This is a genomic window from Streptomyces sp. SID3343 (assembly GCF_009865215.1).
In the GTDB taxonomy this organism is placed as follows: Bacteria; Actinomycetota; Actinomycetes; order Streptomycetales; family Streptomycetaceae; genus Embleya.
The window spans coordinates 1-14013 of sequence record NZ_WWJX01000039.1 but is presented as its reverse complement, the minus strand read 5'-3'; the positions used below and the strand labels follow the sequence as shown (position 1 = coordinate 14013).

Genomic DNA, 14013 nt, shown 5'->3' with positions numbered 1-14013 from the left:
GACCCGCGCGCACGCCCGCCGGGGCCCACCCACTCGTCACGCGAGCGGGAACGGCACACCGTACTCCTCGGTCGGACGTGGGCCGTGGATGCGCCGATCGGCCTCGGTGATCGCGACGTCGTTGATACTCGCCTCGCGCCGTCGCATCAGGCCGTCCGGGGCGAACTCCCACAACTCGTTGCCGTAGCTGCGCCAAAAGGCGCCCGCCGCGTCGCGCCACTCGTACTGGAAGCGCACCGCGATCCGGTCGGGGCCGTACGTCCACAGTTCCTTGCGGAGCGCGTAGTCCAGCTCGCGCGCCCACTTGTCGGCCAGGAACGCGGTGATCGCCTCCCGCCCGGTGACGAACCGGTCGCGGTTGCGCCAGACGGAGTCGGGTGTGTAGGCGAGGGCGACCCGCTCGGGGTCGCGGGTGTTCCACGCGTCCTCGGCGGCCTGCACCTTGGCCCGAGCGTCGGCCTCGTCGAACGGCGGCAGCGGCGGCTTCACGCGGACCACCCCGAGTTCTCGACGGCGTCGACGAAATCGATCCGCTCGAAGCCCGGTACGAACCGGTCGAGCACGTCGGCCTTGATGTTGCCGAAGGTGGTCTGCGGGCGGTGCTCGATGCCCTCGGTGAAGGCGGCGAGGATCCGGCGCTTGAAGTCGGGCCGTGGATGCGCCGCCACGACGGCCGCGCGCGCCTCGGCGGAGATGTCGTCGAGGCCCCTCCCGAGCACGTCGAGTTCGACGCCGGCAGTGACCAGGGCGACCTCGGGCTCCATGCGGGTGGGGATCTCGGGCGTCGTGTGCAGCGCGATCGCCGTCCACACGATCCGGCCGTGATCGGCGGACAGGCCGTGCCGCAGCACGAAGTCGCGGGCGGCGTCGGCACCGTCGAGCTCGAAGCGCTGCTGCGAGGCACGATAGGCGGGCGTCAGGCCGAGATCGTGGAACATCGCGCCGACGTAGAGCAGCTCGGGATCGTAGGCGAGGCTTCGGCGGCGACCCTGGAGGGCGCCGAAGAGATACACCCGGCGCGAATGGTCGTACAGCAGCGGGCCGGCGGTGTCGCGGACCAGTTCGGTGGCCTCCTTGGCGAGCGCGCTGTCGGGGATGTCGATGTCGGCGATGCGATCGGACACGGGAACTCCTCGGGTCGGTCCGGGCCGACGAGCTGTGGTCGGCGACGGCTGTAATCGGCGGCGCTTGTGGTCGACGGCGGTTGTTCCGGAGGCCGTCGTCCTGGTTCAAGGCTCCTCCCGGGTTCCCTTTCGCTCCATGTCCATCCGGACCTGGATCCCTCACATGTGGCCATGCCTGTTCGATACTTTTGGTCGTATGCGGCGACCTCGGCAATCCCGACAGCGCAGGAACGTGGCGGTGCTCGCGTACGACGGGGTCCGGCTCATGGACGTCACCGCGCCGCTGGAGGTGTTCGGTACGGCAGAGAGCATGGGCGGCGCCTACACGCTGACGCTGTGCTCGCCCACCGGCGACCCGGTGCGGACCTCGTCCGGTACCCGGCTGATGGTCGACGCGGCGGTGGCCGACATCGACGCCGCGCACACGCTGATCGTGCCGGGCTCGGTCGACCTGCCGCACCACGCCCCGCCGGCCGGCCTGACCGAGGGCACGATCGCGCTCGCGGCCGTGTCCCAACGGGTCGCCTCGGTGTGCACGGGTGCGTTCGTACTCGCGCGGGCGGGGCTGCTCGACGGGCGGCGGGCCACCACGCACTGGCGGCACGCCGCGGTGTTGGCCCGGCGCCACCCCGCGGTCACGGTCGAAGCGGACGCGATCTTCGTCCGGGACGGCGACGTGTACACCTCCGCCGGGGTCACGGCGGGCATCGACCTCGCGCTCGCCCTGGTCGAGGCCGACGAGGGCGCGGACCTGGCCCGCGAGGTGGCCCGTGACCTGGTGGTCTTCCTGCGCCGCCCGGGCGGCCAATCCCAGTTCTCGGTCCCCTCGCGTACTCCGACCGCCGCCGACGATCCGCTGCGCCCGGTCCTGGACGCGGTGGCCGCCGACCCGGCCGCCGACCACTCGCTGCCGGTCCTCGCGCGGCTCGGCGGTTTCAGCCCCCGCCACCTCACCCGGCTCTTCAACGACCGGGTGGGCGCCTCCCCCGGGGTCTACGTCGAGGCGATGCGGGTCGAGGCGGCCCAGGCCCTGCTGGAGTCGGGCGCGACGGTCACCGCCGCGGCGGCCCGCAGCGGCCTGGGCAGTGACGAGTCCCTGCGCCGCGCGTTCGTGCGCCGGCTGGGCGTGACGCCCTCGGTGTACCGGGCGCGCTTTCGGACCACGGCGGTGGGCACGCCCGACACCGGGACCCGCCCGGCGGGGCCGGATCCGGCGCGCCTGGGGGACGGGCGGGCGGGGACGTAAGGGCGCGCGGACCGGCGTTCCCCACACCCACCCGGGGCCGCATAGGTAGCCGCGCCGAGTTTCGGGGCACAGGACTCTCGGTGGCAACATCCCCCGCGCGTCGCCCGGTTCCGAAACGCCGAGGATCGCACGTCGTCGGCCGGGTCGGTCGAGCGGTGGGCGGGCGGGTGTGCCATGACCGGAAAGCCGATCTCTGTGGCCGGAACCGTGCTGGTGGGCTCGGGGCGCCGTGATCCACGCTCGGAGCCTCCACCCGTGCGGGACGTGAAAGGGCGATCCACATGCCACTGCTCAACGACGCGCAACGGGACGTGCTCCGAGCCATCGTCGACACGGTCGTGCCCTCGGTCACGCGGGCCGACGATCCGACCGGGTTCTGGGCCACGCCGGGGAGCGCGGTGGCCGGCGTGGTGCCCCGGATCGAGGAGTTGCTCGCGGACCGGACCGATCCACAACAGCAGGACGCGCTGCGGCTGTTGCTCGACGGCATCGGCGAGGCCGGCCTGGTGACCGCCGACGCCTCCACCCGCGAAGGACTGCTCGAAGCCGTGTCGTCGCTCGCCCCCGAGGTCGCGGTCGCGGTGGCCACGCTACGCGGGGCGGCGGCGCTGTACGCGTACTCGCTCACCGACGCGCAGGGCCGCAATCCGTTCTGGGCCGGCGTCGGCAATCCCGGCCCGCAGGCGGCGCCGACCGGGCCCGTACACCCGCCGCTGCCGCTGTACTCACCGCACGCGGGCGAGACGCTGCACGCGGACGTGGTCGTGGTGGGCTCGGGCGCGGGTGGCGGCACGATCGCCGGGCTGCTCGCGTGCGCCGGCAAGGACGTGGTGGTCCTGGAGGCCGGCGACTACTTCCACGAGGGCGACTTCAACCAGCTCGAATCGTGGGCCGTGCGCTCGATGTTCTACCGCGAGGGCTTCGCGCAGACCGCCGACGGCGGCGGGGTGCTCCTGGCCGGGCACACGCTCGGCGGCGGCACCACGGTCAACTGGCAGAACTGGGTCGAACCCCGGCGCGTGGTGCGTGAGCAGTGGGCCGACGACGGGCTCACCGACGTGGCCGGTCCGGAATGGGACGCGCACGTCGCGGCGGTGGCCGCGCGGGTGTCCGCGAACGCGGACTGCTCGGACCTCAACGGCCCGCACCGACGGATGCGCGAGGCGGCCGAGCGGCTCGGGTGGTCGTTCAAGGTCGCGACCCGCAACGTGGACCCGGCCAGGTACGACCCCAAGACGGCCGGCTATACCCAGTTCGGCGACCGGAGCGGGGCCAAGCAGGGCACCGTCAACACGTATCTGCGCGACGCCGCGGACGCGGGCGCGCGGATCGTGGTGCGCGCGGACGTGCGTACCGTGCTCACCCGGGCGGGCGTCGCGTCCGGCGTCGAGGCCAGGGTGCGCGACCGCAACGGCAACCGGGCCTGGCTCACCGTCAAGGCCCCGACCGTGGTGCTGGCCGCCGGAGCGCTGGAAACCCCGGCGATCCTGCTGCGCAGCGGCCTCGGCGGCCCCGCGGTCGGCCGCAACCTGCGGGTGCACCCGTCCTCCGGCATGTTCGGCGTGTACGCGGACCCGCAGGACCCGTGGTGGGGGCCGCCACAGGCCGGCGTGGTCGACGAGTTCGCCGACCTTCGCAACGGCCACGGCTACCTGGTGGAAGGCAGTCAGTACTTCACCGGCATGTTCGCGTTCCAGTTCACCGCGCAGGCCCGGACCGGTCTCGAACACAAGCAGGCGATGGCCGACCTCGACCGCACCGCCGACTTCCTGTTCGTACTGCGCGACCGGGGCGCCGGGCACGTCGAACTCGACGCCGACGGCGAGGCGCGGCACGTGTACGCGGTCGAGGACCCTCGGGACGTCGAGTTGTTCCGGCACGGCCTGGGCACGCTGGCCCGGCTGCACGAGGCCGCGGGCGCGCAGGAGATCCGCTCCGGCGCGCCGGGGCTGCGGTCGTGGCGTCGCGGCGACGACGTCGAGGCGTGGATCAGGGCCCACGACGACTATCCGATCGGGCCCGGCGGGCTCCTCGTCGGCTCGGCTCATCAGATGGGCACGGCCAGGATGGGGCGCGATCGGGACACGGCGGCGGCGAACCCCGACGGCGAGTTGTACGACACGCGGGGGGTGTGGATCGGCGACACCAGCGCGTTTCCGAGCGCGTGCGGCAGCAATCCGATGCTCTCGTGCATGGCCTTGGCGCATCGGACGGCCGAGCGGGTGCTCGGGGCCGTCGGGCCGTGAGGGGGTTCGGCTGAGGGGGTCGGGTCGCGGGGCAACCGGCCGGCACGTTCGGGGGCCTGCGGGGTGTGGTTGGTGTAGGCGGCGTGCGGGCACCGGCCTGCGGTGACCGTCGGTATCGGGATTTGTATCGTCATCGCTTGGTACCTGCTGCGCGGGCTGGCCCGGCGATGGGAGTGGGCTCGGAGGTGGGTCGCGGTGATCTCGCCCTGGACCGCTCGGCTGCACACGTGGGTGCTGTCGGCGCCGATCACGTTCACCTACATGGCGATCTTCACCGCGTCGACGGTGGTGCAACGCACGTCCCCGCCGCGGCTGATCGACCTGCTGACCAAGCTGAACAGCACCAACCTCTTCCGGCTCGGCAACGACCCGATCGAAGCCCTGTTGACCAGTGCGTTCTGGGTCGCCGACCACGGCTCCGGGCTGCTGATGTACCTGATCGTCTTCGGCACCGTCGTCGCGTGGGCCGAACGCCGGTACGGCTCGCCGCGGATGCTGGTCATCGGCGCGAGTGGGCACGTGTTCGGCTCGCTGCTCACCGCGGCGATCGAGAAGGGCGCGATCACCGCCGGGCGGCTGCCGCACAAGATCGCGTTCGCCACCGACGTGGGCGTCAGCTACGTCGAGATGGGCTCGTGCGCCGCCGCCGTGCTGATCATGACGGGGTGGATCCGGTTGATCGGGGCGGTGGTGATGTTCTGTCTGGTCGGCCTCCCGGTGATCACCGACCACACCATCTGGGACGTCGGACATCTGCTCGCGACGCTGAGCAGCCTGGCCGCAGCGGTGCTGCTGCGCCTGCTCGGACCGCTGCGCGACCCGCCGCCGTTCACCGGACCCTTGGTCGTGAGCACTGCGAGGGACCGGGTAGACTTATGACGTATTCACGCGGGGCTGTAGCTCAGTTGGTAGAGCGCTTGCATGGCATGCAAGAGGTCCGGAGTTCAATTCTCCGTAGCTCCACAGCGAGAAACGCGAAGGCCGCTTCCTTTCGGGGAGGCGGCCTTCGTCGCGTATGTCCTTTGTCGCAGGGCGCGTCCGCCCCGCCGGCCGTCCGGCCGACGGGGCGTCATATGTGTGGTGGCCGCGTACGCGCGAGCCCTCAGTACGTGCCCGCCGGCACGGTCATGCCCGCCATCAGGCCGCCGTCCACGACGAGTTCGGTGCCGGTCACGTACGAGGCCGCGTCGGAGGCGAGGAAGGCCACCACCTCGGCGACCTCCTCGGGCGCGGCGACGCGGCGCATCGGGACGGTCGGGAACTTGCCCTCGCCGCGCTCCACCCCCACCGCCGCGATCATCGGGGTGTCGATCACGCCCGGGTGGACCGAGTTCACCCGGATGCCGTGTTCGCCGACCTCAAGCGCGACCGTCTTGGACAGGCCGCGCACGGCCCACTTGGTCGCGCCGTAGGCCGAGTGGCCCGGGAGACCTTCGAGGCCGGCCTGCGACGAGATGTTGACGATCGCGCCGGCCCGCTTGGCCTTCATCAGCGGCAGCACGGCCTGCATGCCGTGCCATACGCCGAAGAAGTTGACCTGCATGATCTTCTCGACGCGCTCGGCGGTCTCGTCCGCGAAGCCGTTCGTCCAGTAGATCGCCGCGTTGTTGATCAGGATGTCCACACCGCCGAACTCGCGGACGGCGGTCTCGACGACCGTCGCCCAGTCGTCCGGGTCCGCCACGTCGTGCCTGACGAAGCGGGCGGCGTCACCGAGATCGGCGGCGACCTTCGCGCCGTCCTCTTCGAGCAGGTCGGTCAGCACGACCTTCGCGCCCTTCGCGACGAACAGGCGGGCCTCGGCCTCGCCCTGTCCGCGCGCGGCGCCCGTGATGATCGCGACCTTGCCGGTCAGTTCCGCCATGGTTGTTCACCTCTCCACATTCGTTGCCGTGCGATTCGTGAGCCGGACGCGCCGTCGCTGCCTCGGAAACCGTCGCTGCCTCGGGAACCGTCGGTGCCTCGGGAGCCGTCGGCACCTCGGGTGCGGCCGAGGATTCGCCCGGGCCCTCGGGAGCCGGCCGAGGATTCGCCTACCGGTCCGCTCGCAGACCTTCGCGCAGCGCGCCCACCGCGTCCGCCCACGCGGGTGCCACCGCCGGGACGGCGGCGGCCATGCCTATCGAGCCGTGGAACATGCCGTCGTACACCGCGTACGAGGTCGGCACACCCGCCCCCGCGAGCCGCCGCGCGTACGCCACGCCCTCGTCCCGCAGCGGATCGAGCGCGCCCGCCACGATGTGTGCCGGCGCGAGTCCGGCCAGGTCGGCGGCGTGCAGCGGCGACGCGTACGGGTGTCCGGCGTCGCCGTCGGGGCCGATGTACTGCTCCCAGAACCAGCGCATCGCGGTGGCGGTCAGGAAGTAGCCCTCGCCGTTCTCCGCGTACGACACCGACGCCCTGGTGTGGTCCGTCACCGGATACACCAGCAGTTGGAACGTCGGCTGCGGCACGCCGCGGTCGCGGGCCATCAGGCACACCGCCGCCGCGAGGTTGCCGCCCGCCGAGTCGCCCGCGACCGCGACCCGGGCGGGGTCGCCGGTGACGCCCTCGCCCAGGTCGGTCGCGTGCGCGCGGGTCCACAGGTAGGCCGCGTACAGGTCCTCGGCCGGGCCGGGGAAGCGCGCCTCGGGGGCGCGCCGGTAGTCGACCGAGACCATGATCGCGCCGCTCGCGTTGGCGAGTTGCCGCACGGTCTCGTCGTGGCTGTCCAGGTCGCACAGGACCCAACCACCGCCGTGGCCGTACACGACGACCGGGGGCGTGCCCTCGACGCCGGTCGGGTGGTAGATCCGAACCGGGAGGTCGCCGGCCGGGCCGGGGATCGTGCGGTTCACCACGTGCGCGACGGGCGTCGGCTCGGCCGCGGGCCGGGCGTTGCCGGCGAGTACGGCGCGAGCCTGCACGGCGTCGTCGACGTCGATGCCCAGGCGGGGGAAGGCGGCCGTCATCAGATCGACGATGTGGCGCGTGGTCGGGTCCAGTGCGTCCTGTGCCATTCGGCGGGTCAGCCTCCCATGACGTACTTCACGGTCGGGCCGGTGGTCCAGCCGCCGTCCACCGCCAGTTCGGCGCCGGTGACGTAGGACGCGGCGTCGGACAGCAGGTAGGCGACGGCCGAGCCGATCTCGCTCGGCTCACCCACTCGGCCCATCGGGGTGTTCGGGTAGTTGCCTTCCCCGGACTGCGCGTGCGCGGCGGTCATCTGCGTGTGGATCATGCCGGGGTGCACGGTGTTGACTCGGATCCGCGACGTGCCCAGCTCGACCGCGGCGACCTTGCTCATGCCGCGGACGGCCCACTTGGACGCGCCGTAGGAACCGGTCATCGCGAGGCCCATCAGGCCCGCCGCCGACGAGATGTTGACGATCGAGCCGCCGCCGTTCTCCTTCATGTGCGCGATGACGGCCCGCATGCCGAGCCAGACGCCGGTCAGGTTGACCTTGAGCACGAACTCGAAGTGCTCCAGCGTCTCGGCGTCGAACATCCCACCCGTGGACACGCCCGCGTTGTTGACGAGGCCGTCGACTCGGCCGAACTCCGCGATCGCGAAGTCCACCACGGTCTTCCACTGCTCTTCGCTGGTCACGTCGTGCTTGTGGAAACGCGCGTTCTCGCCGAGCGCGGCAGCGGTCTCGGCGCCTTCGTCGAGCAGGTCGGAGATGACGACCTTGCCGCCACCGTCGACGATCTGCTTGGCCGCGGCCGCTCCCAGGCCGCGGGCGCCGCCGGTGACGATGACGACCTTGTCGGTCAGGTTGGGGCCTTGGAGTTCAGCCATGATGCGTCCTTAAATCTGTGCCTGCCGACTTCTCGGCTCGCATTTGCATAGTACAACTAACGAAATGCGAGAACAAACGGCCGGTTGCCGTGGCCGCCGCCGCTACCCCTGAACCGGCGGCACGATGCCCGCCATCGAACCGCCGTCGATCACGAACTCGCTGCCGGTGATCCACGACGACTCGTCGGAGGCCAGGAACACCACGAGGTCGCCGATGTCCTCCGACTCCCCCACCCGGCGCAACGGCACCGACGGGAAGTTGCCCGCGCCGCTGGTGAACCGGTTGCCGATCATCGGCGTGTTCACCGCGCCGGGGTGCACCGAGTTGACCCGGATCCCGTACTCGCCCAACTCCAGCGCGGCCGTCTTGGTCAGCCCACGAATCGCCCACTTGGACGACCCGTACGCGGCGTGCCCGGGGATGCCCTGAAGCCCCGCGAGCGAGGAGATGTTGACGATCGACCCACCGCCGGCGGCGCGCATGATCGGGGCCACCGCCTGGATCCCGTGGAAGGTACCGAACAGGTTGACCTTGAGGATCTTGTCCAGGCCCTCGGCGGTCTCCTCCAGGAGCGGCTTCGTCCACAGGATGCCCGCATTGTTGACGAGCACGTCCACGCCCCCGAACTCACGCCGCGCGGTCTCGACCACCGCGGCCCAGTCCTCGGCGCTGGAGACGTCGTGCCGGACGAAACGCGCCGCGTCCCCGATACCTTTCGCTGTCGCGGTGCCCTCGGTTTCGAGCAGGTCGGTGAGCACCACCTTGGCCCCGCGCTCGGCGAACAACCGTGCCTCGGCGGCGCCTTGGCCGCGGGCGGCGCCGGTGATGATCGCGACCTTGCCGGTCAGGTCGGCCATGGGTATCGCCTCCGTGATGACGTGTGCGGATTCGCCTTTGGCGGGCTTGGAGATGGTTCCCGCCCGCACCACCCGTTGCGTTCCGCTTGACAGGCTGCGGTATTACGGCGCCGGGACGGCGTGGTCCGGCCTCGCGGCCAAGGGCGAGCCGGCCTCTGAAACCCCCACCGGCTCCGGTCCTCCGCACCGGAGCCGGTGGTTTCCCGTCGGGGCGGCGTGGCGTGCCGCCGCCCCGACGGAAACTCAGCTCCCGTACTTCGCCCGGAAGTGCGGGATGACCTGCTCGCCCCAGATCCGGATCGTCTCCATGCAGTCCTCCTGCGGGACGGTCCCCATCTGGATCAGGCACATGATCTCGTCGGCGCCCGCGTCGATCAGCTTCTGCACGTAGCCGATCGCGTCCTGCGCGGTCCCGTACGCGTGGTTGATGTTGTACGTGGCGGTCGCGTTCACCGTGACCGGGATCTTCGCCTCGTGGAGCATCGCGACCTGCTGCTCGGCGGCGTCGTTGATCATCGCCACCTCGTCGCGGCCCTCGACCACGGCCTCGTCCGGGATGCCGGACTTCCCGCCCGAGAACCAGTGCGCGATCGACTGCGCGAAGAAGCGCTGACCGCGGGCGCCGACCTGGCGGGCGCGGGCGCCGTCCTCGGACACCATCGTCGGGCACAGCGCGACGAGGTGGTCGTTGGTCACGGTGGACACGAAGCGGTCCCCGGTGCGCGCGGCGATCGCGTCGCGGTAGGTCTTGTTGAGGTTCGCGACCTCTTCGGGCCCGGCGAAGCCGAGCACCAGGGCGCCGACGCCGTACTCCGCGGCCTCGATCAAGCTCGGCTGCTTGCTGCAGGCCAGGAACAGCGGCGGGTGCGGGGTCTGCACGGGGCGCGGCAGGATCGGGTGGGCGCCCTCGATGTCGAGCACGTCACCGTGCCATTCGAGTTCGTCCTTTTGCCACGCGGCGCCGATGACTCGCAGCGCCTCCTCGACCTGGGCCTTGGTCTGCTCGATGTCCACGCCGCACAGCGTCGACTCCTGGAGCGTGCCGCCGCGGGCCGCGCCGACGTCCAGGCGACCGCCGGAGAGGGTGTCGAGCATGCCGATGCGCTCGGCGACCCGGGCGGGGTGGTTGAAGTTGAACGGCATGCAGACCGCGCCGTGCGCGATCCGGATCCGGGTCGTCTGCGCGGCGACCCAGGTCAGGAAGATCTCCGGCGCGCTCATGTGCGAGTACCACTTGGTCGAGTGGTGTTCGACGGCCCAGATCCGGTCGAAGCCCATTTCCTCGGCGTACACGGCCTGCTTCACCGAGTCGAGGATGACCTCACGTTCGTGGTCCGCCGTGGGGTTGGCCATCTGGGCTTCGAAGATCATCGAGAACTGCATGCCGTCTCCTGGTGCACGAGGCGTGGAATACTCCAATTAGATATATGACGGCTAGTCAGGTCAATAGCCACCTGACGTAGAATCAGAAAAGTTGCAGCGCACTCGCACGCATCGCACGCACCCGATGGGCACCGATGGAGGCCACGATGACGGGGGAACCACTCCCGAAGCTGCCCGCGACCGCGTGGGCCGTGCTCGGTCTCTTGTCGTTCCCGGGCGAACGCTCGGGCTACGACCTCAAGAAGTGGGCCGACGCGTCGCTGCGGTTCTTCTACTGGAGCCCGGCACTGAGCCAGATCTACAGCGAGCTCAAGCGCCTGGAGCAGCTCGGCTTCGCCGTCTCGCGCATCGCGTCCCAGGACGAACTGCGCAACAAGCGGTTGTACAGCATCACCGACGAGGGTCAGGCCGCGCTCGCGACCTGGGCCCGGGACACCCCTGCCGGACCGCCCGTGCTCAAGCACGGTGTCGCGCTGCGGGTGTGGCTCGGCCACCTCAGCGAGCCGGAGGAACTGCGCAAGACCCTGGTCGAGCACCGCGACTACGCGGCCGGCACCCTCGTCGAGGTGCGCGCCAGCGAGGACTCGGCGCAGGACCGCTGGCCGTTCCCGGCCCTCGTGCTCAAGTGGAGCGAGCGCTACTGGCAGGCGGAACGCGACCTCGCCGAGGGCATGTTGAGCGATCTGGAGGAGCTGTACGCGCGCGGCGACGACAAAAGGGGCGACACGACCGACCGGTCATGACGCCCCTGAAGACCTGAAGAGTGGTGGGTGATCGGCCGAAGCCTCAGTCGTCGTCTCCGATGACCGGCTCCGGCAGCGTCCCCGCGTTGTGTTCCAGCAGGCGCCACCCGCGCGCGCCCGGTCCCAGGACCGACCAGCAGCAGTTGGACAGCGCGCCCAGCGAACCCCACGTCTCGCGCGGCAGTCCGATCAGCGCGCCGATCGCGCAGCGGATCGCGCCGCCGTGCGAGACCACGACGAGGGTGCCGTCGTCGGGGAGCTTCTCGACCGCGAGGGCAATCGCCGTCGCCATCCGATCGGCGACCTCGCTCTCCAGCTCGCCGCCGCCGCGTCGCACCGGCTCGCCCCGTCGCCACATGGCGAACTGCTCGGGGAAGCGGGCCTCGATCTCACTGTTGGTCAGCCCCTGCCAGTCGCCCGCGTAGGTCTCGCGCAGGGCGGGATCGAGGGTGACCGACACGTCGACCAGGCGGGTCAGTTCGGCCGCGGTGTCGACCGCGCGGCGAAGGTCGGACGCCACGACCGCGTCCGGCCGCAGCGCCGCGAGCAGTCGCGCCGAGCGCCGGGCCTGACCGATACCCGCCTCGGTCAGCGGGATGTCGGTCTGGCCCTGGAAGCGCCGCTCGACGTTCCACGTGGTCTGGCCGTGCCGCCACAGCAGGACACGGCGCCCCTTGTCGCTCAGAACGCTTCCTCCGCCGCCTGGGCCTGCTCGGTCGCGGCGGCGGCCTTGGCCTGCTCGTTGCCGAGCCGGACCGACTCCGGCAGTTCGATCACCGGGCAGTCCTTCCACAGCTTCTCGAGCGAGTAGTAGGCCCGCTCCTCCGCGTGCTGGACGTGCACGACGATGTCGATGTAGTCGAGGAGGATCCAGCGACCCTCGCGCTCGCCCTCACGACGGGCCGGCTTCACGCCGAGCCCGCGCAGTGCCTCTTCGACCTCGTCCATGATCGACTTGACCTGGCGGTCGTTGGACGCCGAGGCGAGCACGAAGACGTCGGTGATCGTGACGACCTCGCTCACGTCGTAGGCGACGACGTCGGTGGCGAGCTTTTCTGCACATGCCACGGCAGCCGCGGTGGCGAGCTCCAGGGCGTGGGGGGTTGCGGTCACGATTCGCTTCCTGCGGACGACAAGGGGATTACCGTCCAGGGTCTCACACGCACGACCCCGGACGGCCACCCGTTATTTCCCGCGCGAGCGCCACGACCGCCCCCGGCGGGCCGAGCGCCCCGCCCGCCGCGCGGCGAAAGCCGTCGGGCGTGCCGACAGCGTCGCCGCGGGCGGGGCGGGGCCCGCCGGTGCCTACGAGGTCTTGGGTGCCTCGAAGGCGTAGTCCTGGCCGAGCGTGACCACGACGTCCGCGAGCATCTCGCCCTCGGCCTTCTTCACCGAGGTCGGCGGCAGGTGCAGGCTCAGCGCGACCTGGGTCGCCGCGTCCTTGCGCGCCTCGTCGGCGTACTGCACGGTCGACGCCGGCTGGGTGCGCTTGCCTTCGACGCCACCGGGGACGTACGTGTTCCCGGCGTTGAGCAACCGCGTGTGCGCGTCCTCCTGGGCGCCCGGCTTGCCGCTCGCGTCGTCCACCATGACCCGCGCCGGGCCGTTCTGGGCCCGCCCCTGGCGCACCGTGCCGCCGAGCAGTTCGCGCACGATCGGCACCGCGGTCTGCACGTCCACCATCCCGTCCGGGGAGACCGGGAGGGCACGGACCTGGATCTGCTTGGCCTGGGTGGCCTTGGCCAGCGACGCCAACAGCGTGCTGAGCTTGTCGTCGGGCAGCGAGGGGTCAGGCAGGTTGGCCATGTTGGCGAGCAACGGCAGGATGCCGTCGCTCTTGGTCGGGAACGCGGCCAGAAGACCCTGGAGCACCCGACCGAAACGATCCGCCGAGATCGCGGGGGTTTCGCCGGGCTGACGGAAGTTGGCGAACGCGAGCGACGCGGTGCCGTTGGCGGGGTTGCGGCCCGGGGTCACCAGGACCTTGCCGTCGGCCCCCTTGACCTCCACGTCGGCGTTGAGTTGGATGCCGCCGGCGAGGTCGACGAGTCCCTGCAGGACGGGCTCGGTGACCACCCACGAGCCGTCCACCTTGATCCCGAGCAGGTCCGAGAGCGCCTCGCGGGACGCGCCGGGTCCCGCGTCGGCCATCAGTTGGCCCAGCGAGGCCGCGGTGTTGTCGGAGTTGACCGTGGTGACCGAGGACACACTCACCATGGAGGCGGTGTTCTTGCCCGGGTCGACGGTCAGCACCGCGTTCGAGGAGGCCCGGCCGTCCTTGTCCCGGAGCTGGACCAGGACCGCGCCGTGTTGGCCGGGGGCCGCCACGCTCTTCTCGTCGCGTATCCAGGTGTCCCACGCGAAGTACCCGCCGACCCCGAGCAGCGCCACCGCGATCACCACGGCGAGCGCGACCAGCCGTTGCCGGATCGAGCGGCGGCGTTCGTCGCGCCGTTCGGAGCGGGTCTCGGCGAAGGACAGCCAGTCGATGACGTCCTCGGCCTGCTCGCTCTCGTCGTCCACGAACGCGAACTCGTCCGAGCCGTAACCGGGTTTGCCCGGTTTGCCGGGCCTGCCGGCGGCGGGCCGGCGCGCCCGCGGGACCCGGCCGTCGTCGGCGGCCGACGGGGTC

General features: G+C 71.2%; 14 protein-coding genes and 1 tRNA gene. 5 read left to right on the top strand and 10 right to left on the bottom strand.

From position 1 onward, the window contains the following. Positions 1–36 precede the first annotated feature (36 nt). Both GT354_RS01360 and GT354_RS01355 read right to left on the bottom strand, forming a co-directional pair. Entirely contained in the window at positions 37–498 is a 462-nt protein-coding gene (locus GT354_RS01360) for a nuclear transport factor 2 family protein (protein ID WP_161354284.1), read from the bottom strand. Next, positions 486–1124, bottom strand: coding sequence for an HD domain-containing protein (locus tag GT354_RS01355; protein ID WP_161354283.1), 639 nt, complete (start codon positions 1122–1124; stop codon positions 486–488). The genes GT354_RS01360 and GT354_RS01355 overlap by 13 nt, the downstream gene beginning before the upstream one ends. A 238-nt stretch (positions 1125–1362) precedes the next feature. Between GT354_RS01355 and GT354_RS01350 the strand changes: the two genes are divergently transcribed. The 4 genes from GT354_RS01350 (at position 1363) to GT354_RS01335 (ending at position 5579) form a co-directional block, all read left to right on the top strand. After that, positions 1363–2370, top strand: coding sequence for a DJ-1/PfpI family protein (locus GT354_RS01350; protein WP_346011786.1), 1008 nt, complete (start codon positions 1363–1365; stop codon positions 2368–2370). Positions 2371–2651: 281 nt separating this feature from the next. Next, entirely contained in the window at positions 2652–4616 is a 1965-nt protein-coding gene (locus GT354_RS01345; protein ID WP_202511421.1) for a GMC family oxidoreductase N-terminal domain-containing protein, read from the top strand. Between the two features lie 195 nt (positions 4617–4811). Further along, positions 4812–5495, top strand: a complete 684-nt coding sequence (locus tag GT354_RS01340) for a rhomboid-like protein (protein ID WP_346011785.1) — start codon at positions 4812–4814, stop codon at positions 5493–5495. Between the two features lie 11 nt (positions 5496–5506). Beyond that, a tRNA-Ala gene (locus GT354_RS01335) sits at positions 5507–5579 on the top strand. Positions 5580–5718: 139 nt separating this feature from the next. On the opposite strand, the gene GT354_RS01330 is transcribed toward GT354_RS01335, so the two are convergent. The 5 genes from GT354_RS01330 to GT354_RS01310 all read right to left on the bottom strand — a co-directional run bounded on the left by GT354_RS01330 (position 5719) and on the right by GT354_RS01310 (position 10638). Further along, the gene (locus GT354_RS01330; RefSeq protein WP_161354280.1) at positions 5719–6480 is read right to left on the bottom strand and encodes a glucose 1-dehydrogenase; all 762 of its coding nucleotides are present in this window, start codon (positions 6478–6480) and stop codon (positions 5719–5721) included. A gap of 169 nt (positions 6481–6649) precedes the next feature. Next, positions 6650–7615: an alpha/beta hydrolase gene (locus GT354_RS01325; protein WP_202511420.1), complete on the bottom strand. Its 966-nt coding sequence runs from the start codon at positions 7613–7615 to the stop codon at positions 6650–6652. Positions 7616–7623: 8 nt separating this feature from the next. Continuing rightward, a complete protein-coding gene (locus GT354_RS01320; protein WP_161354279.1) occupies positions 7624–8397 on the bottom strand; it encodes a glucose 1-dehydrogenase in 774 nt (257 codons plus the stop codon). Positions 8398–8499: 102 nt separating this feature from the next. Further along, positions 8500–9255 carry a glucose 1-dehydrogenase gene (locus tag GT354_RS01315; RefSeq protein ID WP_161354278.1) on the bottom strand — a complete coding sequence of 252 codons (756 nt, stop codon included), beginning with the start codon at positions 9253–9255 and terminating at the stop codon, positions 8500–8502. A 243-nt stretch (positions 9256–9498) separates the two neighbouring features. Then, complete coding sequence (locus GT354_RS01310) at positions 9499–10638, bottom strand: LLM class flavin-dependent oxidoreductase (protein ID WP_161354277.1); 1140 nt, start codon at positions 10636–10638, stop codon at positions 9499–9501. A 146-nt stretch (positions 10639–10784) separates the two neighbouring features. Between GT354_RS01310 and GT354_RS01305 the strand changes: the two genes are divergently transcribed. After that, the gene (locus GT354_RS01305; protein WP_237534262.1) at positions 10785–11381 is read left to right on the top strand and encodes a PadR family transcriptional regulator; all 597 of its coding nucleotides are present in this window, start codon (positions 10785–10787) and stop codon (positions 11379–11381) included. 43 nt (positions 11382–11424) lie between these two features. Here GT354_RS01305 and GT354_RS01300 read toward each other — a convergent pair whose 3' ends face one another. The 3 genes from GT354_RS01300 to GT354_RS01290 form a co-directional block, all read right to left on the bottom strand. Further along, entirely contained in the window at positions 11425–12066 is a 642-nt protein-coding gene (locus tag GT354_RS01300) for a histidine phosphatase family protein (protein ID WP_161354298.1), read from the bottom strand. Continuing rightward, positions 12063–12494, bottom strand: a complete 432-nt coding sequence (gene rsfS, locus GT354_RS01295; protein WP_161354275.1) for a ribosome silencing factor — start codon at positions 12492–12494, stop codon at positions 12063–12065. Before rsfS ends, GT354_RS01300 begins: the two co-directional genes overlap by 4 nt. A 192-nt stretch (positions 12495–12686) precedes the next feature. Beyond that, a partial coding sequence (locus GT354_RS01290) for an LCP family protein (RefSeq protein WP_161354274.1) occupies positions 12687–14013 on the bottom strand: 1327 nt, incomplete at its 5' end.

Bases quoted from the DNA above. Each gene is read 5' to 3' on its own strand.
- GT354_RS01345 (WP_202511421.1), top strand. From the start codon at position 2,652: ATGCCACTGCTCAACGACGCGCAACGGGACGTGCTCCGAGCCATCGTC.
- GT354_RS01330 (WP_161354280.1), bottom strand. From the start codon at position 6,480: ATGGCGGAACTGACCGGCAAGGTCGCGATCATCACGGGCGCCGCGCGC.
- GT354_RS01325 (WP_202511420.1), bottom strand. From the start codon at position 7,615: ATGGCACAGGACGCACTGGACCCGACCACGCGCCACATCGTCGATCTG.
- GT354_RS01320 (WP_161354279.1), bottom strand. From the start codon at position 8,397: ATGGCTGAACTCCAAGGCCCCAACCTGACCGACAAGGTCGTCATCGTC.
- GT354_RS01315 (WP_161354278.1), bottom strand. From the start codon at position 9,255: ATGGCCGACCTGACCGGCAAGGTCGCGATCATCACCGGCGCCGCCCGC.
- GT354_RS01310 (WP_161354277.1), bottom strand. From the start codon at position 10,638: ATGCAGTTCTCGATGATCTTCGAAGCCCAGATGGCCAACCCCACGGCG.
- GT354_RS01305 (WP_237534262.1), top strand. From the start codon at position 10,785: ATGACGGGGGAACCACTCCCGAAGCTGCCCGCGACCGCGTGGGCCGTG.